This window comes from Anatilimnocola aquadivae (assembly GCF_049819085.1).
In the GTDB taxonomy this organism is placed as follows: domain Bacteria; phylum Planctomycetota; class Planctomycetia; order Pirellulales; family Pirellulaceae; genus Anatilimnocola.
In genome coordinates, this window is record NZ_CP187419.1 from 1,794,795 (window position 1) to 1,820,784 (window position 25,990).

Sequence of the window (25,990 nt, forward strand, 5' to 3'; positions counted from 1 at the left end):
GTTACGCTTCATCGGCGGCCGCAGCCGAAGCGCGGACGAAGCCTGGTCGCAGCATGCCGAGCAAAGCATCGCGAATCTCGCGCACCTTCAAGGGCATCTGCAGCATCTTTCGCTTGGCAGAAAGCTGAGCCGCTTTCACGATGGCCGCTTGCCGCGAATCGACAAACAGAATGGCCGGCAACTTCTTCGTATGCTCGGCGGCCCCGAACCGATTGAAAGCCTCCAGAGCGACCTCGCCGAGTTCTACGGTCGAGAAAAGCACGCAGTCAGCCGGCGGAGGCTCGTACTCGTTGAAGCGACCCAGTGCTCGCACGGGGTCACTAAAGACCAGCACCTTGTAGCCGTGCTTCTTCAAGCGTTCGCGGACCTGATCTTGAATGTCGATGCGGCTTTCGACCAGCATCACGGTCTTGCCGGAACCCTCTTGGTCGGAGGCAATGACCAAGGGCGCGCCCTCGCGCGGCGTGGCGTTCTCGCCGCCTTGTTCGGTATCGCCCAGGTCGCCCGCCTCAATTCGCGACAAGACGCGTTTGCCTTCGTCGTGCATTTCAGCAGCGCTGGCGAAGCGGCGATCTGGGTTCATCTCGAGCGCGCGGTTGACGAACGCCAGCAGCCGCATTGGGCAATCGGGCTTGAGGATATGGAGCGGCTTGATGTTCTGGTACCGCTGCACGCTAAGGCGGGTCATGCGGTCCTTGGTTTCGACCAGGGGCGGTTCGCCGCCGATCATGTTGTACAGAATGCAGCCAGCGAAGAAGAGATCGCTGCGCGGATCGTTGTTGCGTACGCCCGACGCACGTTCCAGGCCCGCATAATCGATCGTGCGCGGATTGTTCAGGTCGTCTTCTTTCAGCGCGTTGTCTTTTTGCAACCCTGCCAGGCCGAAGTCCACCAGCTTGGCTCGGCCGCGACTGGTGACCAGGACGTTCGAGGTCTTCAGATCGCGGTGGGTCATGCCATTTTCAAAGGCATAGGCTAATCCCGCCAGGATATCGATCCCCAGCTTGAGCGAATCGAGCGGCGGCAGGAACTTGCGCACCTTCAGGAACTCTCGCAAGTTTCGCCCTTCGACGAACTCCATCGTCATGTAGGGCGAGGGCTTCTCGGCGATCTCGTAGATGGGCACGATGTTCGGGTGCCGCAGCTTGGCACCGATCTGACCTTCACGAATGAACTGCTCGGTCATTCCCGGTTCCGCGCGAAAGCGTTTACGTAGCGCTTTGAGCGCCACGACCTTCCCGGTTTTGATATTCACCGAGCGATAGACCCGCGCAAAGGTACCAGTACCAACCAGGTACAGAACCTTGTAGTCGTTGTAGAAGTAGCCGCCCTTTTCACCCTTCAGCAGCCGGTCGAGCTGATAGTTGGTGAGGAACTCGCGGCGCAGCACCACGCTCGTGAATTGCTCAACGGTGATCTCGCGCGAGCCAAGATCGGCCCAGACGGACTCCAGTTGGTGGTGGTCCATCAGCCCGGAATCAGTGATTCGTTGGCCTAGTTGTTCAGCGGTTACTTCCGACATTCAGTACACCCGAAACATTCAAACCGCAGCACGTACCGAATGGTCGTCTGCTGTTACCCCGCTGCGAAAACGCCGCCCGCGCCTGAGGAAACTTCGCCGTCGTGACCAGGTCGTCGAAAAGTATTGCGACAGCGAATGATCCTCTCAGCCATGCTATTTCAAGGTTCGGGCTCCCGCAATGGCTGGGTTAACTCCTGCCCAGATCCATGTCGTCGGCGTTGCGGCACAACCTTTGCTATTGGCTAAGATGCTTGCCAGACTTTTAAGGATTTCTCGAGCCTTCATTCACCTGCAGAGGGAACGCATCTCATGAACATCTTGGTGCTGGATATCGGCGGGACGAATGTCAAAGTCTGGACGACCGGTGAAGGAGACAAACAGAAGATCCCATCGGGCAATGACCTCACTCCCGACAAGATGGCAGAGAAGGTCCGCGAACTGACCAAGGAGTGGACCTTCGAACGGGTCTCGATCGGTTACCCTGGCGATGTGATCAACGGCCATCCAGCGACCGAACCTTGGGCCCTGGGCAAAGGCTGGGTCGGCTTCGATTACGGCCATGCCTTCGGTTGTCCAGTGCGCATCATGAACGACGCCTGTATGCAGGCCCTCGGCAGTTACGACGGCGGTCGCATGCTCTACTTGGGTTTTGGTACCAATCTTGGCACCGCGTTCATCATCGACGGAAAAGTAGTCCCGCTCGCGCTTGGTCATTTACGCTTTACCAGCGGTGAGACCTTTAACGAGCTGCTGTGTCGCAAGGGTCTGGAGTTGAACGGTACCAAACGCTGGCGGCGAGCCGTCGCCGAGGCCTCTTCGATTTGGAAGCAAGCGTTTCTGGCCGACTACGTAATGCTGGGCGGCGGCAACGCCAAAAAGATCGAAGAGTTGCCCGAAGGCTGTCGGCGTGGTGGCAACCACAATGCTTACTTTGGCGGCATCCGGATGTGGGAAGATACCAACGTCTCGATCGAACGCGGCCTCTCGCTCTACCCCGAACGCTTCCGCATCAGTGGCTGACTGCCCGCTGCCTCGGCGGCCAACCCCTCGCCCGCGTGACGTAACTGCACGAAGTACGCAGTGGCCATGATTCCTGTTTGTTGATAAATGCCCCTCCATTTATCAACACCTGCGCGCGCCGCACCCGAGAGATATGCCACTTCGGTGTTGATAAACCCGGCCAATTAATCAACACCCTCTTCCAGTCCTTGAGCACGACTTACGGCGCATCATCCTTCTCCAACCCCGCCGTGGATTGACCCTCGCAAGCTCTGCTTCGATACTGGCTTTCACTTCTCGCGCCCGTCGGCGGCGAATTTCGGATCATTCGTACATCACGTGTAACGCCGGCTAATTTTGGTTGTGTATCAAGGTAGGAACACGACCATGAACTCAACTCCCACAACCCGCGCCAGTTTGTTACTTCGGCTGCGAGATCTACAGGATCATGAATCCTGGGTGGAGTTTGTGGCCCTCTACGAACCAACGATCTATCGGCTGTTGCGCCTACATGGTCTGCAAGATGCCGATGCGTTGGAAGTGATGCAGGAGCTGCTGCTGGCCGTCAGTCGCAACATCGATCGCTGGGATCCTGCGACCGAACGGGGCTCGTTTCGTGGTTGGCTGCAAACGGTATCACGCAACCTGGTCATCAACTGGTTGAAGCGCGGCGAACGGCGGATCGTAGCTGTTGGCGGGTCGGACTTGTTGCCGCTGCTGCAGGAACTTCCTGCTGCCAGCGAGCCCGACACGATCGAATTCGACCTGGAGTTGCGGCGTACGATCTTCGAGCGTGCAGCCGAACAAGTGCGCGCCGAAGTTCAACCTGCAACCTGGCAGGCCTTCTGGGAGACTGGAGTGGTCGGACTTTCCACAACCGAAGCTGCCCACAAGCTGCAGATGACGGTCGGGGCCGTTCGTGTCGCCAAGTGCCGTGTCCTCGCGCGGCTGCAAGTGATCGTCAAAGAATCGGAGAAAGCACGATGACCGACTGCTGCTCGACAGAACTGTTGACTTCAGCACTTGCGGGCAGCTTGCCCAGTGAGCAGGAAACGCTGTTGCATCGTCACTTGGAAGAATGCGCAACGTGTAGCATGGCCATGGAGCAGCTCGCAGGCGGCGAGACCTGGTGCCAAGAAGCGGCGGCCCTGCTGAGTCAAATTCAACACCAGGCTCCGCTGCCGGCCCGCGACGAATGGTCGGAAATCGATTTCACCGTCGAGCATCTGGAACCTGCCGACGACCCGAATCTGCTCGGCCGACTCGGCGGCTACGATGTGCTCGAGATCATCGGCCGCGGCGGCATGGGCGTCGTGCTCAAAGCCTACGATCGCGAGCTAAAACGCTGCGTGGCAATCAAAGTCCTCGCCCCTCATTTGGCGAACAGCCCACTCGCCAAGAAACGGTTTGCGCGCGAGGCTCAGGCCGCTGCGGCCGTTGTTCATCCCCACGTGTTGGCCATCCATCAAGTCCAAGCCAGTGGTCGCTTGCCGTATCTCGTGATGCCGCTCGTTGCGGGTGAATCTTTGGCTCAACGGCTCGCCGCTCAAGGGACGCTCGAACTAAAAGAGATCCTGCGCATCGGAATGCAGGCCGCTGCGGGACTTTCCGCCGCGCACGAGCAAGGTCTCGTCCATCGCGATGTGAAGCCCGCCAACATTTTGCTCGAAAAGGGGATCGAACGCGCCGTGCTCACCGACTTCGGCCTCGCCCGCGCAGCCGACGATGTCACCCTGACGCGTGTTGGCATCATTGCCGGCACGCCCCAATACATGTCTCCCGAACAGGCTCGCGGCGAACCACTCGATGGTCGCTCCGATCTATTCAGTTTGGGATGTGTGCTGTACGAAATGGCGACGGGGGTTTCACCATTTCGCGCGGACTCGCTGATGGCCACCATCCGCCGCCTGGTAGACGATCCACCGCCAGCAATGGCCTCGCTGAATCCCGAACTGCCGCGCTGGTTCACGCTTATCGTGGAGCGTCTCTTGGCAAAGGATCCCGCGCGCCGCTACAAATCGGCCGAAGAAGTGCGGGCCCTGCTAGAAGGCTGTCTCGCTCATCTCCAACAACCCACGTCGGTTCCATTGCCGGCCGAACTGGTGTCAGCTGAACCAAAGCCGAAGCAGTCACCAACAGCCCGCCGAGAAAACCGTCTTATTTGGCTGGCACTGTTGCTGGTTCCCTTGATCGGTCTTTCATCCTTTTTCGTGCTGGCCACCCAAGCACCCGACATTGCCGGCCCATGGTCGGGCGAAGATTGGGGGCAGATCACCATCACGCAGCGCGACAGCGGAGCTTACTCCGGCACTTACACCGAAACCGTTGCCCAAGACCGCGGGCAGTTCGAGGTGAAGTGGTCGCGGATCGAACGCCGTTTCAACGGCACTTGGCACGAAGGAACGAACCGCTTTGGTGAGCTATCGCTGCGACTGGTCGATCAAGAGATTCGCGGGGCGATAACCACCGATGCCAAGTCGACGATCAACCCTGCAACTCCCAAGCTGGCTGATCTGACGTGGGTCCGTGCCACACCAAATGCAAAGCCTGAAATCGACCAGAAACCTGAAATCAACCAGAAGCCTAAGCCCCAAAACGATACATTTTTTACCCCTCGGCCACAAACATGGTTGGAGCTTCAAACGGGTCAAATTCGTGCCACCAAAGAGCAAGCCGCTCTGGTTGAAACGCTCATCAAAACGACTTCGGTTACAACGGATCCCTTGCTTGACCTGTTCGAATACACAACCAATTCCACAAACGAGTATCGCCTGCGCCGCGGAATTGTCTCGCTGCCGATCTTGCCCGCCGAAAAATCAAATCGCGATCACATTCCGCTTGGCATTTTGCACTACCAGCCCGGCAACACCTCGTTCTACTTGCAGTGGGATGCTCCGGGTGCCAGCAAGCTGCACTACTACGGTCCCATCAGCTTTGCTAGTAGCCAAGCCCGCCAGCTAGGCCTGTCGCAGCTAACGCAGCGAAAGCTTGGCTCGTATGAGACCAAGAATCCGCTCCCTCCCCTGCGGACCTTCGATGTGGGGGAACGCGTCGGCAAAGTTGCGATCACTGCCGACGGGCGACTGATCGCAGTCAGCAACGCGCGCCCTCAAGCAGATGTTTATCAGCATTCTGAGCGTTGGCAGGCTGCGACAATGATTGTGGACGCAGTTGCCGCCAAGCCGCTGGCAAAGCTCACGCTGATCTCGCCTGAAGAGAATGAGTTACTGAAGAAACTGAAACAGCCTCTCGTTTGCGAAGTGGCCGCGCTCGCCTTTTCTCCCAATGGCAAAGTACTCGCGGTGGGAACGACTCAGGGCCAAGTGAAACTGTTTGATGCCGTTACCGGTGAACTGATTCGCTCCTTCGACGACGTAGATGGAAAGGGAGATGCCACCGATACCCCTGAGCTGCTTCGTCCCTTCGCTCGTGCCCTGGGAAGCGTCAAGTCGCTCGCCTTCTCGCCCGATGGCGAACAATTGGTGGTAGCCGGCGCAGCGGTCGAAGAAACGCCGCTGGAAAAGGGTCGAGGTGAAATTGGCTGGAAGAACAGCAGGCTGACTCGGTTCGAAAACCTGCCGGGGCGACTGAAGCTTTGGAGTGTGAAATCGGGCAAGTTGCTGCATCATCTCGCAGGTCATGCCGGACCTCCCAAGGCGACCGCGTTTTCTCCGGATGGCAAGCTGGTTGCCAGTGCCGGCGTGTGGAAAGATCCTGACTCCCTTTATGGAGTGAAAATCTGGGACGCTGCATCCGGAGAAATGCTGCGAAAAATCAATACTAACCACAATGCACAGCTGCGGTCACTGGCCTTCTCCAGCGACAGCAAGCGTGTAATTTTCGCTGGCGATGGACCTCTGCAAATGGTCAGTAAAGAACGTCCCTACACGGGGTCAGTGGGAATCGGGGATGTCGCTTCAGGCACCATCATCTGGGCGCAATCGCTTCGTGATACAGCTGGGCCACTCGCGTACTTAGGAGATAGCGAATGGATCGCAGTGCAATTGATCGCAGTACTTAGTGTCCCCCGAAAGCTTCAGCTATTCGATGCAAGAACAGGCACGGTATGGAGTGAATTTCGCTCACAATCCGTGATCAATGCTGGTGCCGCTGAGTGGAGCGATCTGGCTATTGCCCCGCAGGCGAAGTTGCTCGCGCTCGGTGGTATGGATGCCTATCAGCGGGGCACGGTTGAACTCTGGCTTTGGGAGGATGTGCCTGCCGGTCTTACTCCACCAAAGCCTGCGGCCACCTCGCCATTGCAGCGACAGGTACTTGAGGCAGAGCTACGACAGGCTCAAGCATTGCTGAAGCGAACCGAAGCAGCGTACGAGGCGGGAATTGCCAGTCGGGCCGAGCAACAGGCCGCCAGAAGCAAAGTCGAGATCCTAGAGGCCGAATTGACCGGCAATGTGGTAGATGTTGCTAAAGTGAAATTGAAAGCTGCTCAAGACCGCTTCAAAATCGTGTCAGCGCTGCACGAGGCCGCTCGAATCTCCAGCAGCGAATACGAACAGGCCAAGGGAGACGTCGAAATTGCCGAGGTCAAACTGCGAGCCGCGCAGACCGCAGCGAAGGAAAAAGAGGCCACTACTTCGCCAGACTCAAAGTGACGGGTTCGGCGGTAATCTTTAGTTGCGGAACCGTTACGAGGCCCGTGGCATCCGCTTTGGCCTCGCCGCTGGCGGAACCGAACTTCCACTTCACCGTTTGACCGGGAGCGATCTTGACCCATTGCAGACGACGCAGGCTTACATCGGCGGTCGCTTCCGCGGGAATGGTGAACGACGTTTTCAGGTCCGAGGGTTTCGTCAGGAACAGCGACATCTCGGCCGCAGCTTGCGTGTCGCTGACGTTCTTCCAGCGAAAGAAGGCGTTGATCTGCCCCGGCTTCTTGCTACCCAGGTCAGCGGGCCAAGGGAGTGGGTCGTTGGTCGAGGCATTGGTGAAGACTGGATAGGCTTCGTTCTTCTTCACGCTCAGCCAATCGAACGAATTGATGAGATCGTTCACCTTTAGAATGTTCGCGTGATTGTTGGCGTGACCAAAGGGTCCCCAGTACATGAACAGTTGATACTTCCGCTCGTTCATCGCCTTGGCGAACAGATCGTGATCCTTCGACCAGGTATCGTTGGGCGCGGAATAGTCGATGGTAATCGGCGGATCGGGCAGTACTACATCGGCAGGTACGGCTTCATCCGGATGGGCAGCCGTCGGAAAGTACATACGGCTGGAAACATGCTCGACGCGGGCTGGCACATTCGCCTTGATGGCGGCGAACAGATCGCCGTGCCGCATGCCTATGCCCAATGTGCCGCTGCCACCCATCGAGTTGCCGCACAGATAGACACGATTCGGGTCGATGCCATATTGCTGCATCACCCACTTCACGCTGTCGATCACACGCTTCTCGGGCGAACTCACTGCGTGCCCCTTGTTCTTTTCGATGCCCCACCACCAATCTCCCTTGTTGGCGCGGCAATCGAGATAGAGGGCAAAGAAATCATCCGGCGCGTGATAGATGTCGTGATTACCCACCGTGGCCGTGCATTTCAGGCACGAGTGAACATCGTGTCCGGCTGAGTGCAGCACGACATAGAGCGGCGCGTTCGTTCGCGGTTCCTTCGGATGCAGCACCAGGAAAGTATCCTGCTGTGGCAGGGTGTAGCCCCACTCTTTCTGGACGCCATGCACGTAGGTATCCAGCTTGCGCGCACCAAACTCTGTTTCCTTTTCTTTTTGCGGTGGCCAGTCGACGGCTTGAGCCGAAACCGAAGTGACCAGCGCCAGCAGATAGCAGTGCGTCAGTAAGACGCACAGCGAAGTCACGATTGTCTTGTTCATGGCAAAGTCCTGATGCGTGCAGTCAACTGGCGTTCGATCGCAGCCAGTGCAATTAACTTGAGGTGCGAGGGCAAGTTAAACCACGAGCCGGCGGTTCGCAACTGCAGGGCTACCGCGTGCGAGCAGTGCCGCTGTCAGCAAGACTAGCGCTCTAGCTGGCGCGTGCACTGCTAGGCTGCGAGCGTGCATTCCAATTACCAACCTTGTCAAACTTGAAAAGGTTAGGTCTATTCCACGCCGTTCAAGGATGAACACGTTTTCCGAAGCGATTTCGGAATCTTCGCAGCAGGATGCTTGGCATGTCGATGGACTCACGACCAACCGCGGCGCACGCGAATCTTCGTCATTGGCAACGTAGTCGTCGGCGCATCTTGTCGGTCGAAGTTTTAGAACATCGCCTCTGCTTTGCGGCCCTTCCTGCCTTCAGCAGTTTGCCCGGAGCCAATCACACGATCTATCTGGACTTCAATGGTCAGACGGTCACGGGCACTGCGTGGAACAGCACGTATTACAGCCAGGCGGCACTAGTCGCTCAGCCCTTCAATATCGATTCCAATCCTTGGTCCTTCAGCGCTGAGGAAGTCACTCGCATCGAAGAAGCCTGGAAGCGCACCGCGGAAGACTTCCGTCCGTTCAATGTAAACGTGACGACGGTTGATCCCGGCATCGAGGCACTTCGCAAGACGAGCCCCAGTGACACGAAGTGGGGAATTCGCGTAATCGTTACCAATGAATCGACGATGCTGCGCGACCCCAGTAAAGCCAGCGGCGCCGGTGGTCTGGCATACGTCGATAGTTTTAGTTGGAGCAGCGACACACCCGTTTGGGTTTTCACCACGGGCGGAAAGAGCGTCGGCGAGGCGGCCAGTCACGAGGTCGGGCACAGCCTGGGCTTGTCTCACGATGGCTTGACCGATGGAACGGCTTACTACGATGGGCATGGGAGCGGCGAAACCAGTTGGGCACCCATCATGGGTGTCAGCTACTACGACAACGTGACTCAGTGGGATCGTGGCGAATACCACGATACGAATAACGGCTCGAGCAGTGCCAACTATGGCGGCGGGCCGGACGATTTGGCAATCATCGTCAGCGGGAACGGCTTCGGTTATCGCGCCGATGATCACGGCAACACCAATGCCACGGCCACTTCGCTGGCATCGAATCGCGGCTCGATCAGCAGCAGCGGCATCATCGAGCGCACGACCGATATCGATGTCTTCTCGTTCACCACCGCTGCCGGGCAAGTGAATCTCAACATCGCGCCCTTCACTCCGGGGCCGAATGTCGACGTAAAGGCCGACTTGTACAACAGCAGCGGCAAACTAGTCGCCAGTTCGAATTCCAGCACCGTCCTGAGCGCCGAGTTTTCCTTAAACCTGCCTGCGGGTCGGTACTATGTACACGTCGATGGCACGGGGTTCGGCAATCCGAATGCGAGCACACCCTCCGGCTATTCGGGCTACGCCAGTTTGGGCCAGTACACGATCAGCGGCACGGTGGCCGGCGCTGCCACGGTGCCCGTTGTTCAGCCAACGACGTCAAGTTCGGTAAGCGTAGGCGATGCGAGAGCATCGGAAGACGCTGGCACCGTCAATTTCACACTGCGACTGTCGAACCCCGTTAAGACAAAAACGACGGTTACCTGGTCGTTGCTCAACGGCACCGCCGCTGCGAGCCAAACCTCGATTGCCGCGACGGGTATCGCCACTTTCCTTCCCGGCCAAACAACGACGAGCATCAATTTCCGGCTACTCGATTCTTCGTTCTACAAAAAGAACGACCAGTTCACCGTCAAGCTGAGTAAACCGACCGGCATCACCATCCAGAATGGTCTCGCTGTTGGCACGATCGTCGAGCGCTCGGCGCCACTCCTGCCAGAGATTTCGATCGGCGATGTGAGAGTCGTGGAAGGGAACGCGACGGGAAAAACAGCGCAACGCACCAACCTCACCTTCACGCTCAAGCTCTCTGCGCCATCCACGCAAAATGTGACCGTCAGTTTCGTGACTCAGGATGGAACGGCCAAGAGCTCCAATCTCGACTATCAATCCACCGGCGGCACGCTGACCTTCAGCCCCGGTCAAACGACGAAAACCGTCAACGTCGTCGTCTTTGGCGATAATGTTCAGGAGGCAACAGAAACCTTCAGCCTGAAACTATCGCGCGCTACGAATGCGACGCTGCCCGACACGGTGGGCGTCGGCACGATCACCAATGATGACAATGTAAAGACTGGCAATCCAGCTCGCGGTGCATCGGAAGCCGCGCCCGTTGTTGTTGCCGATCCGCTCTGGTACTTCGAAGGCCCCGAAGCCAATCACGACCATACGCACGAAGACATCTTCGCCCACGACCATCACGATAATCATGACGATCATGAGCATGAGCTAGACGACGATCACGACCACCTCACAGATACAGAATCTGCTGAAATCGACGGTTCGACGTTCTGGGGATTGGGTTCCGCGCGACACAGTGGCAGCTCACGGACGTCGACCTTGCTAAGCAAGCGACTAGACGATTCTTACATTCGGCCGGCGGCGAAAAAACTCGTCGTGAACTGGCTGGACGCGCACCGCGTATCCTCGCTTGATTCCCTGGACGATCTGGCCGCAGCCCGTCATCGCGAACCTGCAACCGTCGGTAGCGATAGCCTCTCCGTACTAGATGAGGCACTTGTTCAGGTCTGCGACGAGTTCCTGGCCAAGTAGCCCTGGCACGCCGGCTAAGGTTCTCGACTGGCTACTGCCGACCAGCCTTCGTTTCCCTCGTCTCCCTATCCCTCCTTTGGGGAAAACTATTGGCAGCGGCCGCTCAAGTCGATAGGATAAATGAGCTTTGATCGTTGATCGCCAGCTACTCTCCGGCTTGGGCATGCAAAACCTAGCAAGGAATGTTCCGCATGAGCCGCTATCTAGATTTTACCCAGCGAAATTGCGCCGGTGTGACCCGCCGAGACTGTTTGCAGTTGGGATTGAGTTCTCTCGCCGGCCTGGGACTCACCAGCCTGTTGAAACTGCAAGCTGAAGCTTCGCCGACCGTCGCGCGCAAGGGAACCGCCAAGAGTTGCATCCTGATTTGGATGGACGGCGGGCCAACGCACTTCGAGACCTTTGATCCCAAGCCCGATGCCCCCGCCGAGATTCGCGGCGAGTTCGAACCAATCAGCACCAAGTTGCCCGGTGTGCAATTCTCGCAGCACATGACTCGCCTGGCAGGCATGCTCGACCAGTTCAGCGTGATTCGTTCGATCCGTCACGATCAGGGAAATCACGGCGCTGGCAATCACTACATGATGACCGGTTCGCCCCCGCGTATTCCCGTGGGCTGCGGCGCGTTCGTCAGCTTTCATCCCAGCATGGGCTCGGTCGCCGCTTACGAACTGGGTAAAGACAACGGCCTGCCCCAATATTTTTCGATCCCCAGCATGAGTCGCTCGGGCGGACCAAATTTTCTCGGCGCGAAGTACGCTCCGTTTGTGGTTGGTGGCGATCCCAACTCGGCCGACTTCCGCGTCCGCGATGTGGCCTTGCCGCAAGGACTGACCGAAGACCATTTCAATCGCCGCACTGACCTGCGCAAGATCGTTGATCGCATTGAGCGGATCAACGATCCCGCAGCGGGCGACCCCGTGGGCGGTCTCGACGAATACTATCGTCAGGGCTACGACCTGATCACTTCTCGCACGGCCCAAGCCGCGTTCAATATTCAGGGCGAATCGGAGAAAGTGCGAGACAGCTACGGCCGCAACGGCTTTGGCCAGCGCGCACTCCTCGCGCGACGCCTCGTCGAAGCGGGTGTGCCATTCATCACCATCAACGATGGTGGCTGGGATCATCACAGCGATATCTTCCCCGCGCTGCGCAAACGCTTGCCCGATTGGGATAACACGGTCGCCACACTCATCTCGGATTTGAAAGAACGCGGCCTGCTCGATACGACCCTGGTCGTGGCCCTCGGCGAATTTGGCCGCACACCGGCCATCAGCACGCTGCAAGGACAAAAGGGAGCTGGTCGCGATCACTGGGCTAATGCCATGTCGGTGCTGATCGCCGGCGGTGGTATTCCCGGCGGTGTGGTCGTTGGTGCGACCGACCGCAAAGGCTACACAGCCAACGAACGAGTCCTCGCGCCCGAAAACTTCGTCTCGACCATCTACACCAAGCTGGGCATCGATCCCGGCAAGATTGTCTACACGCCTCAAGGCCGCCCCACGCACCTGGTGAGTGATGCGACGACGATTAAGGAATTGGCGTAATAAGTAGAGGCGGGAGACGAGAGGTGGGAGGCGAGGACGTCCCGAGAGCTCTGTTTTTTCGAGTCGTTCCCATTCCCTCTTCGTGTTTCTCTCGGCTCTCTTCTCCCGCACCGCGCCCCTCCCTCCCCATGCTCACCCATCCTGTCCGGACGATCAGCGTTTCGATCGACTGCTCGCCGGAGCGGGTGTATGCGTTTGCGAGTGACCCGCGCAACTTTCCGCAGTGGACTTCGTCGTTCGTCAAGTCGGTTCGGCAAGCAGCGGGCGAATGGATTCTGAGCACGACCGAGGGCGAGGTCAAAATTCGCTTCGCGCCGACAAACGCGTTCGGCATACTCGATCACGTGGTAACGGTTGCCCCCGGAGTGGAAGTGCAAGTTCCGCTGCGCGTCGTCGCCAACGGCAGCGGTAGCGAAATCATCTTCACGCTGTTTCATTTGCCGTCGATGTCGGCCGCCAAGTTCGCCGAAGACGCGCGCATGGTCGAGCGAGATCTGCTCAGTCTCAAGCGGTTGCTGGAAGGGCATGCCACCGCATGAGATCGCTGGTGACCAAGTAATTAGTACGGCATGACCGAATCATGCTCTCGCACAGGCACGCGAAACTGGTTTCTTCCTAAACGTCCAACAATCAGCGGGGTTTTTGGACACGCGGCGATTTTGAAATTGCTGCGGAAGTCGCTGCCAGCAGGGGACTTGGGTGACTTGGAGCAATTTTCCAGTCACTCCCTTTCGTCCAACAACCGAGGCCATTCTTGGACAGCCCCTCGTTCGCGTTGTCTCGTTTGCTTGGTCTTCTGCCTGCGGTCTGTCGCCCCGCAAAGCCTTTTCAATCGCTGTTGAAAACAGGATTAAATCACTGGCGATGACATCGGCACCACGACAACACGAACGGATGAAATTCCTGCCGGGCCGTAGTGGCACCAACGGTTGTATCAACTCTTCGAGTTGCCAAAGAACGTTTCAGAAGTATCGCAACTGCGCGACTTGTTGTCAAGTGTTGTCGGTTACATTTGCAGTAACATATTAGGATTATTTGAGGCTGACGATCTCACCCGGCATCGCCGCGACGTGCAAAGATCCTCGGTCATCGAGAATTCGGAAGCTGTCCAACTTTCTGGGCAGGTTCAACTGTGCCGGTACCACAATCGCCGAAGTTCCACCCCCAGTTAACGGCTGCGGCCTCCGCCGAACGTTAGTACCCGCTTGCTGCCGGTGCAGGGAAAAATAGTGTTGACATACCCGGAGGGTTTGTGAACAACAACGCGCGCCGTTCCCGAGAATTATGGCACCTGCTGTTCACAAACCACCCCAGGTTTGTGAGCGCCCGCTGGTTGAGCGACCCGCAACTTGCGAGCAACCAAACTCGGCCGCGCCGTGTTGGAACGTGGTCCCTTCGTCGATGTCTATACCCGACTCCTGATCGACGACCCTCTTCAGCCGATTGCCGGCCGGGTTGAAGATGTAGTTCGTCGTGAAGTCGAGCCCGTTGTTCATCGCCTGATCGAACGATTCTTCCACGAGGCAAAGTTGATCGTCAGGTACGTGGCACCTAACCAACTCGCTTGTAGTTTGGCGGGGGCTCGAAAACACCAGTGGGTTGTTTATCGACGGTAAACTCCGTGCAGCTGACGGACAAAACCTGCGCTCCAAGCTTATTAAACGTACGGGTCAGGAGCCGTAAGCCAGTATTAGGATCAATCAAGACTACTCGCGCAGGCGGAAAATGCTTCGCAACTCGTCCTTCATACGTAATGCACGAGATTCCATTAACGACTTCGGGAGTTACGATAGTCCAATGAAACTCACTGTCAGGATCAAAGCCGCCCTGCTTGTCATCCGGACTTCGCAAAATCGTGCATTCCATCGTGTTCGGATTTAATACATAGTCAACTTGCTGGTCTGGACGATGAATTACAATAGAGTTGCATTTCCCATTGGCGAATTGCTCGACCCGACACTTGCCTTCGTCACAAAACACCTTGGTTGACATACCATCAGACCGCAAGAGAGTAGCAGCGTAGGTAGTGGGAAGCCTAGGCGGCAGTAATTTCTGATTGCTCATTGTCTCCTCTTCTACAGAGATTCTCTTCAAGTGCCTCACAGGACTCCAAATGCTGTCTCGACCGTTTCGACCAGCACTTGTGAGTAGCCGGTGAAGTTGAACGGATCGTTCAGGTACGTCGTCCGTTGCTCGCTGGCGACGTTCCAGTTGCCGTAGCCGTCGTTGTTCTCCACGACTTGCTGCGCCGAAACGCGAATCCCGTTATCCCCATACTCGAACGTGGTCGTGTCACGCTGGCTGCCGACCAATCTCTGCGATTGTTGCAGCCGTCCGCGGAGGTCATAGGTGTGATTCGTTGTGTCGTCGAGACCGTTGTTCATCGAACGATTGTTTCGCGAGGCGGCATCTTGTTGACCGGCGCAAAGTTCACCGGGATACTGGCCCCATCGCCAACCTCTCCCTTCACTTACCGGCACATTCTATGCGACTTCACGCTCTCACCACACTAATCCTCACAGTTGTCGCGACCCTGTTCACGGCTGGCCCGTCTTTGGCTGCGGAAAACGCCCCAGCGGCTCGCCAGCCGAACGTCGTCTTGATTGTGGTCGATGATATGGGCTGGGCCGATCTCGGTTGCTACGGCAGCAAATTTCATCGCACGCCGCAGATCGACCAGTTGGCGAAGGACGGTTTGCGATTTACCGACGCCTATGCGGCCTGCCCCGTATGTTCGCCCACGAGAGCGGCGATCATGACCGGCCGCTGGCCCGCGCGGCTGAACATCACCGACTGGCTTCCCGGGCGTGGTGACTTGCCCGCGCAAAAACTGGCTCGGCCGCAGATCAACCACCAACTGGCGCTCGACGAAGTGACAATTGCCGAGCACTTGCGCAAGGCAGGTTACCGCACGGCAAGCATCGGCAAGTGGCATCTCGGCGGTGCAGGCTTTGGTCCAGAAGAGCAAGGCTTTGAAGTGAACATTGCCGGCGATCAAGGAGGTAGCCCGCCGGGCTATTTCGCACCGTTTGGCAAAGCGATCACTGGCAAGAAGAGTGGACGAGCACTGAAGGGGCTTGAAGCGGCTGAACCTGGTAGCAATCTGACGGACCTGCTCAACGATGCTGCAGTCAACTTCATCGAGAAGAACAAGAGCGAGCCTTTCTTCCTGTATCTGCCCCACTATGCGGTTCACACACCGCTGCAAGCAAAAGACGAAGACATCCAGAAGTATCCGGCCGAAGCGAAGTTCAGCGGTAAGCAGAACAGCAGCGTCTACGCGGCAATGATCGAAAAGCTCGACAACGGCATCGGCCGAATTCTCAAAAAGCTCGAAGATTTGAAGCTTGCTGAGAACACGTTGGTCATCTTCACCAGCGATAACGGCGGCCTGGCAACGATCGAGGGGACACATACTCCGGCAACATCAAATTCGCCGCTACGCGAAGGCAAAGGCTATTTGTATGAAGGGGGCATTCGCGTTCCGCTGATCGTGCGCTGGCCGCGCGGCATTCAGCCGCGAAATGAAACTGCGATGGTCAGCAGCGTGGACCTGCTCCCTACGATCCTCGAAGCCTGCAATCTGCCAGCGCCGGCCAATGTCGATGGCCATAGCATCGTCCCCGTGTGGAAATCGCCATCGACGCCGCGCGATCACGATCTTTTCTGGCATTATCCCCATTACAGCAACCAAGGAGGCAAGCCGGGCGCGGCGATTCGCTCCGGCCGTTGGAAGTTGATCGAGTTTTATGAAGATGGCCACCGCGAATTATTCGACATGACCAGCGATATGCGCGAAGGACTCAACCTCGTCTCGCAAAATCCAGTAGTCGTAGCCGAGTTGTCTAAAAAGCTCGCTGAATGGCGAACCTCGATCGGCGCCAAGATGATGACCCCGAATCCGGCTTATTCGCCGAACGCACAGGCAGCGGATGGAACGGTTTCGCTGCCAGCCAAGTGGGCCACCGTGCATGGCGAAACGCTGCGCTTCGAACCCTTGCCCCACAAAAACACGCTGGGCTATTGGACCAACCCCAAGGATTGGGCCAGTTGGGAATTTGATCTCAAGGAGCCGGGAACCTTCGACGTCGAGCTAACCGTGGGTTGTGGCAATGGCAGCGGCGGCAGCGAAGTCGATGTGCTCGTTGGCGATCAGAAATTGTCGTTTGTCGTCGAACAGACGGGCGGCTTTCAAAACTTTGCACCACGCAAAATCGGCCAGATCAAGCTGACCAAGCCCGGTCGCTATTCACTGGAAATTCGTCCGCAGAAAAAGCCGGGTGCCGCTGTGATGGATGTCCCGCTGGTTAAACTGCTGCCGGTGAAATAGGTCCGACGTTAGAATGGCCGAATGGAAATTCAAAGCCTCACCACACTTCTCGACCAGCCGGAACAAGCCGCCGAGATCCTGCGCGGGTGGAAAGTTAGCGACGCTCCCCTGGCGCGGCACGCGTTGCTCGATCTGGCCGAAGCGGGTGTGCCACTCGACTTGCTCGCCACTGTCTGTACTCAACTTGATGAGCTGCTGCCGGCGACCAGCGATCCCGGCAGCGTGCTGGAGGGAATTCGCCAGTACATGCTCGTTTCGCGCAGCCCCATGTCTTTTGCGGCTCTCAGCGAGCGCGATCCGACGGCGCTACCCATGCTGGTCCGCGTGCTCGATTGGGGCGGCGTCTGGCGTGAGACCATTTTGCGTGATCCCGAAGCTTACGATCTGCTGCGTTTAACGGAAGGTCAGCCGGTCGAAGGCTCGGCATTGACGGCTGAGATCACTGCGGAAGCAACCAACCTCGTCGACGAGCGGTCGTTGCTCGCCGCGCTCCGCCGTATCAAGCGGCGCGAGCAACTGCGCATCGTCTATGGCGAACGTGTTGCCCGACACAAGCCCGAACTGGTGTGGCAGCAGCTCACCTATTTGGCCGAAGCACTTCTAGCAGCCACCTTGGCCGCGGCGCAGAAAAAACTGCAAGCCAGCAAACCCACCGCACGCCGTGTTCCTTCGCTCGGCGCGGTCACTTTCCTCGCCTTTGGTCGTTTTGGAGCCGGTGAGCAGGACTATCGCAATCGGCTGCAGTTGCTGCTGCTGCACGAAGCACTACCCGCCGAAGATGCTTCTCGCCGGATTGCTCAGGATCAATACGACCGGCTCGCGAGAAGCGTGCTTCGTCTGTTGGCCGAACAGACCGAACTGGGCAGTGTGTTTGAAATCGAACTGCAGACTTTACCAGGCCGAGAGACCACTCCGCTCACCCTAGCAGCGGACGAAGCCGCCAGTCTGCTGGACGGTTTGGGACGCACCTGGCATCGGCAAGAGTTTACTCAAGCCCGTTGTGTGGCTGGCGACCGCGGACTCGCCGAGCAGTTCCTGCACCAGATCGAACCTTGGGTTTATCGCCGGCTCTTATCACCGGCCGACGAAGCTGGCCTGCGAGCACTGAAGCGGCGTATCATCCACCGCGCCGAACTGGCAAGCAGCTCTGCCGCACAACAAACCGATATCGAACTGGGACCGGGCGGTTTGCTGGATTTCGAACATTCGCTGCAGTTCCTCCGGCTGCTTAGTGGTGGCGAGGCGCCGAACAAAGTTCGTGCCACTCACACGCTCGATGCCATTGCTGGCCTCGAACAGGCTGGCGCTATTAACGTGACTGAGCGCACGGCGCTCGAAACATCCTTCGTCTGGCTGCGGCGAGAATTGCATCAAGAGCAAACCACTTCGGCTGCTAACGATGGCGAAGTTGGTTCGTCTGAGAAAACCGCTCGCGTGATTCGCTTGCAACAATCGTGGCAGTTGTTGCAGGGATTGCTGACGGCTGCCTTCACCGCCGACGAAGAGCCACCCGCAGAGGTTGACCTGCTCCTGGCACCTCATCCGACGGCCGCTGAGGCGCAGCAGATTCTCGGCCCCTACCGATTTGAAGATTGCCCTGCTGCCCTTCGCCACTTGAATGAACTGGCCAGTGAACGGATTGCGTTTCTCTCGACGCGACGTTGCCGCTACTATCTTTCGGCGATCATCGGCCGCCTGCTGACCGCCATCGCTGCCACTCCCCAACCCGATGCGACTCTCGCCAACCTTAGCCGCGTGAGCGATTCGCTCGGCGGCAAAGGTGTGCTGTGGGAGCTGTTTTATGCCCATCAACCTTCGCTCGAACTGTATGTGCGCGTGTGTGGCGGCAGCCCGTACCTATCCGACTTGCTCATTAGCAATCCGGGTATGCTCGACGAATTACTCGACTCGCTGCAGTTGGCGCATCAGCCTGAACTGAGCGAGTTGCAGCGGTCGTGGCAAGAGTTGTACCGCGGCGATGGAGCCCCGCTGGCCAAGCTGTTGCCGTTCAAGGCTTCGCGCCATTTGCAGATTGGCGTGCACGACGTATTACAACGGGAACCAATCGATTCGACCTTACGTGCCTTGAGCGACGTGGCCGAAGTCAGCCTGAATGCCATCGCGCAGCATGAGTTCGACCGCTTGGTCGAAAAGCATGGCACACCGACGATCGAGGGTGGCCCCTACGATGGCGATGCGTGCGGCTTTGTGATTCTCGGTCTGGGGAAACTCGGCGGACGAGAGCCCAATTATCACAGCGATTTGCAAGTTGCCTTCATCTACGAAGCTGAGGGAGCTACCCAAGCCGCTGGCCGCGCGAAGAAAGTGCAAGCGACGACCAATAGCCATTTCTTTACGCAACTCGCTCAACGGATTCTCAAAGAGCTGTCGCAATCGACGCCCCAGGGTCGCTTGTATCCGATTGAAGCGGTGCTGCGTCCTTTGGGCACTTCGGGGCCACTCGCCATTTCGCTCAGTGACTTTGCCAGCCACTTTCAATCCGGCAGTGTGCCCCTTTGGCATTGGCAGGCACTCTGTAAAGCTCGTGCACTGTTCGGCAAAGCCGAAACCCGCGCGGCAACGATGCGCACCATTCGGCAAGCACTCACTTCGCGAACCTGGCAATCCGACGATGCTTTGCAACTTTGGCAAGCCCGGCTCAAGCTGGAGCAGGGAGCTTCGCCGCTGAATATCAAACGCGGAACAGGCGGCACGCTCGATATCGAATACGTCGTGCAACGACTGCAGTTAGAACACGCTGCCCGCGAACCGCGCGTGCTCGAATCGAACACCCTGGCCGCCATCGAGGCACTGTCGGCAGCCCAGGCGATGACGCCCACCGATGCCGAGCATTGGTCCCAGTCGTATCGTTTGCTGCGCAGAATTGAGTGCGGCATCCGCTTACTCAACGCACGCGATCGCCACGAACTGCCTCACTACACGGTCGACCTGCATCGGCTTTCGTTGCTGCTTGGCTACAACTCGCCCGAGCATCTGCACGATGTCTGCGCGACCACCATGCAACAGAATCGCGAACGGATGCGGCAAGTGTTTCAAGATGCGATCGCCAGCGAAGGCGCGACCAGCTAAGGTCGAATATGCTCGATGAATTTACGGTCGAGATCGGGCAAACGACGACGTAACCGAACGCTCAATGTCTCGCTTTCGCGTCCCTGTTGTCGGTCTGCGAGATAAGCGACCAGTTCTTCGTGCGCGGCACGTGGGCCATGCAACATGAAGTGGACCCAGCCGAACGAGTCGCGATATTCGGAACGCCCCAGATCATCGAATTCGGCGATCGCTTCCAGTGCTTCGAGCCTCGGTGCATGACCTTCCCGCAACTGCTGCCGGATGTCGGCAAGGTGCGGGTTGTTGGACGGACGATCGTCGCGGCGCACTTCAAAGTACTCAGCCAGGCCTTCATCGAGCCACAGGGGGAGATCGCGCACGACCGAATGCAGCACCGCATGCGTGGACTCGTGTCGTACGTCAATTTCGAACTCGTCCCCTTTGTAAGCAAAGACCATCCCGGGGCCTTTGGACTTGATGAACATCGCGCGCCGCGCGGGAACCCGCGGAAAGTGCTGCTTCATATAAGCCTGATAGGTCTCACGGTCATGCAGCAGAAAAACGTGCACCGGTTCGCGAGCCGCGGGCAAGCCGAGAATTTCGGAGATGTCGCGCGATAGATCTCCCAACTGCGCAAGCAGCAGTTCATCGCGGCCGAAAGGAAAATCGGCATGGCAATGAAAGTTGCCGACGGACTTCTCCGCCGGCCAGGCCACCGTCCGCGTCTCTTGCGCGACGCTCGCACCGCCCATCATCAGCGCCACTCCCACCGCCAGCGACGCCATGGCCAGCGGCCATCGTCTTTCAGTGGGTGGGCGGCATCGTGGCACAGAGATCTTCCCGGTGTTCGCAAGGAAATTGCTGACAGCAAATGCAAAGGGGCCGGAGTCTACTGAGGCTAGTGATCCGCGGTCAAGGGAGTTTTGCACGCCCATCGCTGAATTCTCGGCACCCAACAACATCGACGGCTTGTGACAGCAAGTCCTTTCCCTGCTGTATCTTGTGAAAAACCAATCGCCTAAACCGCAGGGTTAGCATCAACAGACCTTTACCCCGACGCCTTTTCGGCAAACAATAGTACGTTGAGCGGTAGTTTTTAAGGATTGGGCGGATTCTCGGGCTGGATTATTCGGGCTGACTTGCCGACAAGTAGAGGTCAGCCGATTGTCGACGCGCCAGCGTTCGGGCTAGTTGCCGGATCGCTAGTGGATTCGCCGAGATTGAATGCCAGCAGTGCCTCTCAAATCGTCTGCCAGGAATGAGTTAGGGCAGGGATGCTGATGAACAAGTAACCAACTTCATGGGTCGGCTTCGTGCTAGTTGCGAAGCACATTGGAAAACGAAGAGGGACGCTCCATGTCGGACGTACAAGACATTCCTGTCGACGAGGCAGCTGTTGCCAGCACTTATAACCAAGTCCAGGATGTTGATCCGGCCGAAACGCAAGAATGGCTCGATTCGCTGAACTACGTGCTGCAAAGCAAGGGCCCCGAGCGGATTAAGTATCTGTTGAATGCTCTGGAAGAGCGGGCCCGCGAGCAGGGGGTCGAGTTGCCCATCGACCTCAATACGCCCTACATCAATACAATTCCCCCGAAGGCTCAGCCTCGCTACCCCGGCAATCGCGAACTCGAACGCCGGATCAAGAGCATCATTCGCTGGAATGCCATGGCGATGGTCGTGCGGGCCAACAAGATCAGCGACAGCACGCTCGGCGGACACATCAGCACGTTCGCTTCCGCCGCCACCTTATACGAAGTGGCGTTCAATCACTTCTTTCGCGGTCGCGGTGCCGATGGCTACAGCGGCGACCAGATCTATTTCCAAGGGCATGCCTCGCCCGGTATGTACTCGCGAGCTTACCTCGAAGGTCGCTTGAGCGAAGAAAACCTCGATCACTTCCGTCGCGAACTGCGCGAAACGCCCGGACTCTCTTCCTATCCACATCCCTGGCTGATGCCCGAGTTCTGGGAATTCCCCACGGTCTCGATGGGCCTCGGCCCGATCATGGCCATCTACCAGGCTCGCTTCAACTACTACCTGCAAGATCGCGGCATTCGTCCGATGAACGGGCGCAAGGTTTGGGCGTTCCTCGGAGACGGCGAATGCGATGAACCTGAATCGCTGGGTGCCATCACTTTGGCCGGTCGTGAAAAACTCGAGAACCTGATCTTTGTCATCAACTGCAATCTGCAGCGGCTCGATGGTCCGGTCCGTGGTAACGGCAAGATCATTCAAGAGCTGGAAGCCCTCTTCCGTGGTGCCGGCTGGAACGTCATTAAGGTCGTCTGGGGCGACGATTGGGACGTACTGCTTGAGAAGGACGAGACCGGTCTGCTCGCCAAGCGCATGGCCGAAGTCGTTGACGGACAGTACCAGAAATATGTCGTCATGCCCGGCTCCTACATTCGCGAGCACTTTTTTGGCAAGTATCCCGAACTGCTCAAGCTGGTCGAGAACTACTCCGACGAGAAACTTGCCAAGCTGCGCCGCGGCGGCCACGATCCCGAGAAGGTCTACGCCGCCTACAAGGCAGCGACCGAGTCGAACGGCAAGCCGACAGTGATCCTGGCCAAGACCATCAAGGGCTATGGGCTCGGTGAAGCGGGCGAAGGCCGCAATGTGGCCCACAACAACAAAAAGATGAACGAAGCGGAGTTGCTCGAATTCCGCACTCGCTTCGGCATTCCGATTTCCGATGCCGAAGTGGCAAAGACGCCGTTCTACAAGCCGCCGCAAGATTCGGCCGAAATGAAGTACTTGCGTGAACGGCGCGAAGCGCTTGGCGGCTCGATGCCCAGCCGGCCTAAGGTCGCGCCGCTGATTGAAACGCCTCTCTTCTCCGACCCGGCCTTCAACGAGTTCAAGGTCGGCACTGGCGATAAAGAAGCATCGACCACGATGGCCTTTGTCACCTTGCTCCGCAAGCTGTGCCGCGACAAGCAAATCGGCAAGTACGTCGTACCGATCGTGCCCGATGAATCGCGCACGTTTGGCATGGAAGGCATGTTCAACGAGATTGGCATTTACTCGCACGTCGGTCAGTTGTACGAACCCGTCGATTCGGGCATTCTCGCCAAGTACAAAGAGGCGACGAACGGTCAGATCCTCGAAGAAGGGATCACCGAAGCCGGTTCGATCTCCAGTTTCTGTGCGGCCGGCACTGCTTACGCCTCGCATGGCGTGAACATGATTCCGTTTTATATCTACTACTCGATGTTTGGCTTTCAGCGCGTGGGCGACTCGATCTGGGCAGCGCAAGACATGCGTGCCAAGGGCTTCCTTATCGGCGGTACCGCCGGTCGCACGACGCTCAACGGTGAAGGTTTGCAGCATCAAGACGGGCACAGCTTGCTCAACGCGATTGCGTTTCCGAACGTGCGAGCCTTCGATCCGGCGTACAACTACGAAATCGCGGCCATCGTGCTCGATGGTATGCGGCGAATGTACCAGGACGGCGAAACGGCCATCTATTACCTGATGGCTGGCAACGAGAACTACGTTCACGCGCCGATGCCCGAGGGTTGCGAAGACGGCATCATCCGCGGCATGTACAAGTTCAAGACGAAGGACGCCGGCGGCAAGCTGAAGGTCAATCTCTTCGGCAGCGGAGCGATTCTGCGTCACGTGCTCGCCGCGCAAGAACTGCTCGCCGAGAAGTACCAAATCAGCAGCAACGTCTGGAGCGTGACCAGCTATACACAATTGCGGCGCGATGCTCACGCCTGCGAACGCTGGAACATGTTGCACCCTGGCGAACCTCGCCGCACAAGCTACGTCGAGGAATCGCTCAAGGGTGAAAAGGGAAGTTTGTTCGTCGCTGCTTCGGACTATGTCCGCGCGTTGCAAGAGCAAATTGCCCAGTGGATTCCCGGCGACTACTATGCTCTCGGCACCGACGGCATGGGTCGCAGCGAAACCCGCGAAGCTTTGCGACGTCACTTTGAGGTCGATGCCCAGTGCATCACGCTGGCGACTCTGTACAAACTGGGGCTCCGCGGCGACATCGACAAGAGCGTGGCCGCGCAAGCTGTCAAAGACTTGGACATCAATCCCGAAAAGATCGATCCGTACTTTGCATAGTCGAACAATCCCTACGAAGCTTTCTCGCCCAAGCACTTTGGGTGAGAGGCCGAACCGTCCATCGACTCGAAATCAACGCACTTAGAAACAAACGAATCATGGCCATTGAAGTAAAACTGCCGAACCTGGGCGAAGGTGTGGAATCGGGTGACGTTGTCGACGTGCTGGTTAGCGTTGGCGATACGATTGCCAAGGACCAGGGCATTCTCGAAATCGAAACCGGCAAAGCCACCATGCAAGTGCCGAGCGATTTTGCCGGCAAGGTGGTCAAGGTCCACGTGACCAAAGGCCAGACCGTCAAGAACGGCGCGATCTTGCTCACGCTCGAAGGCGCCGCTGCCGGTTCTGCACCCGCTGCTGCCAAGCCGGCGGCTCCTGCAGCTGCCCCACCCAAGGCAGCCGCTCCGGCTCAGCCTGCAGCACCCGCTGCCCCAGCAGCCGCCAAGCCAGCGCCGGCCCCGGTCAAACCAGCCCCAGCCCCTGTAAAACCAGCGCCCGCCGCAGCACCACAAGTTGCCGCCCCCGTTGCTACTCTCGCTCCAGCTGAAGAAGCGGCGGCTGAGACCGGCGACGTCGCTGCAGGCCCCGCTGTGCGTCGGTTTGCTCGAGAAGTGGGAGTCGATCTCGCCCGTGTCACCGGTACCGGCGAAGGGGGCCGAATCTCGCGCGAGGACGTCCTTGCTGTTGTACGTTCACAAAGTCAAGGTGCGATGATCGGAGGCAAAGCCAGCCCCGACTCGTCCGCCCGCGATGCTTACGGCCCGATCCATACCGAAAAGATGACCAAGATCCGCAAGGTCATCGCCGCGCAGATGCACCTGTCGTGGACGACCTGCCCGCGCGTCACCAACTTCGACGATGCCGACATCACCGAACTCGAAAAGATCCGCGTCAGCAGCAAGGAAGACTACGCTCGCAAAGGCATCAAGCTGACCGCACTGCCGTTCGTGATGAAGGCCGTGGCCATGAGCCTCAAGGCACACCCAGCCGTAAACGCCTCGCTCGATATGGAAAACGAGCAGATCATCTACAAGGACTACGTCAACGTCGGTATCGCCGTCGATACCGAGCGCGGCCTCGTCGTGCCCAGCCTGCGTGGTCCCGACCAGATGTCGATTCCCGATATCGCCCGGGCGATCGGCACTATCGGCGACAACATGCGTGACGGCAAGATCAACCCCGCCGATCTGAAGGGAAGCACCTTCACCATCAGCAACCTGGGCGCGATCGGTGGAACCTACAGCACGCCAATCATCAACGTACCTGAAGTAGCGATCCTGTTGCTTGGTCGCTCGCGCAAGATGCCGGTCGTCATCAACGACGAAGTAAAGATCCGCCTGATGATGCCACTCAGCCTCTCGTACGATCACCGCCTCGTCGACGGCGCCACCGCCGCCCGCTTCCTCAACGATGTGATCGACTATCTCAAGAGCCCCAGCCGCTTGCTGCTGGCGCCGTAATTTCTTCCCGGCAGTTGCCGGTCTCAATCGATGATAACACTTAAAACCCGGCTGCTAACTCGGCCGGGTTTTTTCGTGAGTTGAGGATTTTGAGGTGCAGCATACAATGTGCAGTGTCTCATCCATCGCCACCGCCTGTGGAGATCCATAATGTCGCAAGGCCGCACAATTATGATTGATTGGGTCGAGGAGGCACTAGTTTCGTACGGAGGAAGTGCCTCTATTCTAGAAGTTGCGAAGTACATCTGGAATAATCACGAGGCCGATATTCGCGCAGCTGGAGACTTGGTTTACGAGTGGCAATATGAGATGCGCTGGTCAGCCAACATGCTTCGTGAGACCAATCGACTGCTGCCTGCAGACGATTCTCGTCGTGGCATTTGGACATTAGCTGCAACCTCTATCGCGTTGGGCACATAATG

The 25,990-nt window shown here is 57.9% G+C and carries 15 protein-coding genes; 10 read left to right on the forward strand and 5 right to left on the reverse strand.

The genetic code is table 11. The annotated features are described in order from the left end of the window. Window position 1: 1 nt before the first annotated feature. Window positions 2-1,522 carry a protein kinase domain-containing protein gene (locus NA78x_RS07160; protein ID WP_425617745.1) on the reverse strand — a complete coding sequence of 507 codons (1,521 nt, stop codon included), beginning with the start codon at window positions 1,520-1,522 and terminating at the stop codon, window positions 2-4. A 309-nt stretch (window positions 1,523-1,831) separates the two neighbouring features. Here NA78x_RS07160 and NA78x_RS07165 point away from each other — a divergent pair, with 309 nt between their 5' ends. From NA78x_RS07165 to NA78x_RS07175, 3 genes are all read left to right on the forward strand, one after another. Beyond that, window positions 1,832-2,542, forward strand: coding sequence for a hypothetical protein (locus NA78x_RS07165; protein ID WP_425617746.1), 711 nt, complete (start codon window positions 1,832-1,834; stop codon window positions 2,540-2,542). A 366-nt stretch (window positions 2,543-2,908) separates the two neighbouring features. Continuing rightward, a complete protein-coding gene (locus NA78x_RS07170) occupies window positions 2,909-3,508 on the forward strand; it encodes an RNA polymerase sigma factor (protein ID WP_425617747.1) in 600 nt (199 codons plus the stop codon). Further along, the gene (locus NA78x_RS07175; RefSeq protein ID WP_425617748.1) at window positions 3,505-7,134 is read left to right on the forward strand and encodes a protein kinase domain-containing protein; all 3,630 of its coding nucleotides are present in this window, start codon (window positions 3,505-3,507) and stop codon (window positions 7,132-7,134) included. Before NA78x_RS07170 ends, NA78x_RS07175 begins: the two co-directional genes overlap by 4 nt. Here the strand turns inward: NA78x_RS07175 and NA78x_RS07180 are convergent. Continuing rightward, window positions 7,112-8,365, reverse strand: a complete 1,254-nt coding sequence (locus NA78x_RS07180) for a prolyl oligopeptidase family serine peptidase (RefSeq protein ID WP_425617749.1) — start codon at window positions 8,363-8,365, stop codon at window positions 7,112-7,114. The two genes, NA78x_RS07175 and NA78x_RS07180, sit on opposite strands and share 23 nt — an antisense overlap. A 299-nt stretch (window positions 8,366-8,664) precedes the next feature. On the opposite strand from NA78x_RS07180, the gene NA78x_RS07185 reads away from it, so the two are divergent. The 3 genes from NA78x_RS07185 (at window position 8,665) to NA78x_RS07195 (ending at window position 13,165) form a co-directional block, all read left to right on the forward strand. Further along, on the forward strand, window positions 8,665-11,079 hold the full coding sequence (locus NA78x_RS07185; protein WP_425617750.1) for a Calx-beta domain-containing protein: 2,415 nt from the start codon (window positions 8,665-8,667) through the stop codon (window positions 11,077-11,079). 191 nt (window positions 11,080-11,270) lie between these two features. Further along, window positions 11,271-12,626 carry a DUF1501 domain-containing protein gene (locus NA78x_RS07190; RefSeq protein WP_425617751.1) on the forward strand — a complete coding sequence of 452 codons (1,356 nt, stop codon included), beginning with the start codon at window positions 11,271-11,273 and terminating at the stop codon, window positions 12,624-12,626. A gap of 128 nt (window positions 12,627-12,754) precedes the next feature. Next, window positions 12,755-13,165 (forward strand): SRPBCC family protein, encoded by a 411-nt coding sequence (locus tag NA78x_RS07195; protein ID WP_425617752.1) that lies wholly within the window; start codon window positions 12,755-12,757, stop codon window positions 13,163-13,165. A 759-nt stretch (window positions 13,166-13,924) separates the two neighbouring features. On the opposite strand, the gene NA78x_RS07200 is transcribed toward NA78x_RS07195, so the two are convergent. Further along, window positions 13,925-14,146, reverse strand: a complete 222-nt coding sequence (locus tag NA78x_RS07200; protein ID WP_425617753.1) for a hypothetical protein — start codon at window positions 14,144-14,146, stop codon at window positions 13,925-13,927. 579 nt (window positions 14,147-14,725) lie between these two features. Beyond that, on the reverse strand, window positions 14,726-15,010 hold the full coding sequence (locus NA78x_RS07205; RefSeq protein ID WP_425617754.1) for a hypothetical protein: 285 nt from the start codon (window positions 15,008-15,010) through the stop codon (window positions 14,726-14,728). Window positions 15,011-15,111: 101 nt separating this feature from the next. Here NA78x_RS07205 and NA78x_RS07210 point away from each other — a divergent pair, with 101 nt between their 5' ends. Together NA78x_RS07210 and NA78x_RS07215 are read left to right on the forward strand one after the other, a co-directional pair. Then, a complete protein-coding gene (locus NA78x_RS07210) occupies window positions 15,112-16,956 on the forward strand; it encodes a sulfatase-like hydrolase/transferase (protein ID WP_425617755.1) in 1,845 nt (614 codons plus the stop codon). A gap of 21 nt (window positions 16,957-16,977) precedes the next feature. After that, entirely contained in the window at window positions 16,978-20,046 is a 3,069-nt protein-coding gene (locus tag NA78x_RS07215) for a hypothetical protein (RefSeq protein ID WP_425617756.1), read from the forward strand. Here NA78x_RS07215 and NA78x_RS07220 read toward each other — a convergent pair. Continuing rightward, entirely contained in the window at window positions 20,043-20,987 is a 945-nt protein-coding gene (locus tag NA78x_RS07220; RefSeq protein ID WP_425617757.1) for a hypothetical protein, read from the reverse strand. The two genes, NA78x_RS07215 and NA78x_RS07220, sit on opposite strands and share 4 nt — an antisense overlap. 394 nt (window positions 20,988-21,381) lie before the next feature. On the opposite strand from NA78x_RS07220, the gene aceE reads away from it, so the two are divergent. Together aceE and NA78x_RS07230 are read left to right on the forward strand one after the other, a co-directional pair. Next, window positions 21,382-24,108, forward strand: a complete 2,727-nt coding sequence (gene aceE / locus NA78x_RS07225) for a pyruvate dehydrogenase (acetyl-transferring), homodimeric type (protein ID WP_425617758.1) — start codon at window positions 21,382-21,384, stop codon at window positions 24,106-24,108. A gap of 98 nt (window positions 24,109-24,206) precedes the next feature. Beyond that, window positions 24,207-25,568 carry a 2-oxo acid dehydrogenase subunit E2 gene (locus tag NA78x_RS07230; RefSeq protein WP_425617759.1) on the forward strand — a complete coding sequence of 454 codons (1,362 nt, stop codon included), beginning with the start codon at window positions 24,207-24,209 and terminating at the stop codon, window positions 25,566-25,568. Window positions 25,569-25,990 lie beyond the last annotated feature (422 nt).

Bases quoted from the DNA above. Each gene is read 5' to 3' on its own strand.
- NA78x_RS07160 (WP_425617745.1), bottom strand. From the start codon at position 1,522: ATGTCGGAAGTAACCGCTGAACAACTAGGCCAACGAATCACTGATTCC.
- NA78x_RS07165 (WP_425617746.1), top strand. From the start codon at position 1,832: ATGAACATCTTGGTGCTGGATATCGGCGGGACGAATGTCAAAGTCTGG.
- NA78x_RS07170 (WP_425617747.1), top strand. From the start codon at position 2,909: ATGAACTCAACTCCCACAACCCGCGCCAGTTTGTTACTTCGGCTGCGA.
- NA78x_RS07175 (WP_425617748.1), top strand. From the start codon at position 3,505: ATGACCGACTGCTGCTCGACAGAACTGTTGACTTCAGCACTTGCGGGC.
- NA78x_RS07180 (WP_425617749.1), bottom strand. From the start codon at position 8,365: ATGAACAAGACAATCGTGACTTCGCTGTGCGTCTTACTGACGCACTGC.
- NA78x_RS07185 (WP_425617750.1), top strand. From the start codon at position 8,665: ATGTCGATGGACTCACGACCAACCGCGGCGCACGCGAATCTTCGTCAT.
- NA78x_RS07190 (WP_425617751.1), top strand. From the start codon at position 11,271: ATGAGCCGCTATCTAGATTTTACCCAGCGAAATTGCGCCGGTGTGACC.
- NA78x_RS07195 (WP_425617752.1), top strand. From the start codon at position 12,755: ATGCTCACCCATCCTGTCCGGACGATCAGCGTTTCGATCGACTGCTCG.
- NA78x_RS07205 (WP_425617754.1), bottom strand. From the start codon at position 15,010: ATGAACAACGGTCTCGACGACACAACGAATCACACCTATGACCTCCGC.
- NA78x_RS07210 (WP_425617755.1), top strand. From the start codon at position 15,112: ATGCGACTTCACGCTCTCACCACACTAATCCTCACAGTTGTCGCGACC.
- NA78x_RS07215 (WP_425617756.1), top strand. From the start codon at position 16,978: ATGGAAATTCAAAGCCTCACCACACTTCTCGACCAGCCGGAACAAGCC.
- NA78x_RS07220 (WP_425617757.1), bottom strand. From the start codon at position 20,987: ATGTTGTTGGGTGCCGAGAATTCAGCGATGGGCGTGCAAAACTCCCTT.
- aceE (WP_425617758.1), top strand. From the start codon at position 21,382: ATGTCGGACGTACAAGACATTCCTGTCGACGAGGCAGCTGTTGCCAGC.
- NA78x_RS07230 (WP_425617759.1), top strand. From the start codon at position 24,207: ATGGCCATTGAAGTAAAACTGCCGAACCTGGGCGAAGGTGTGGAATCG.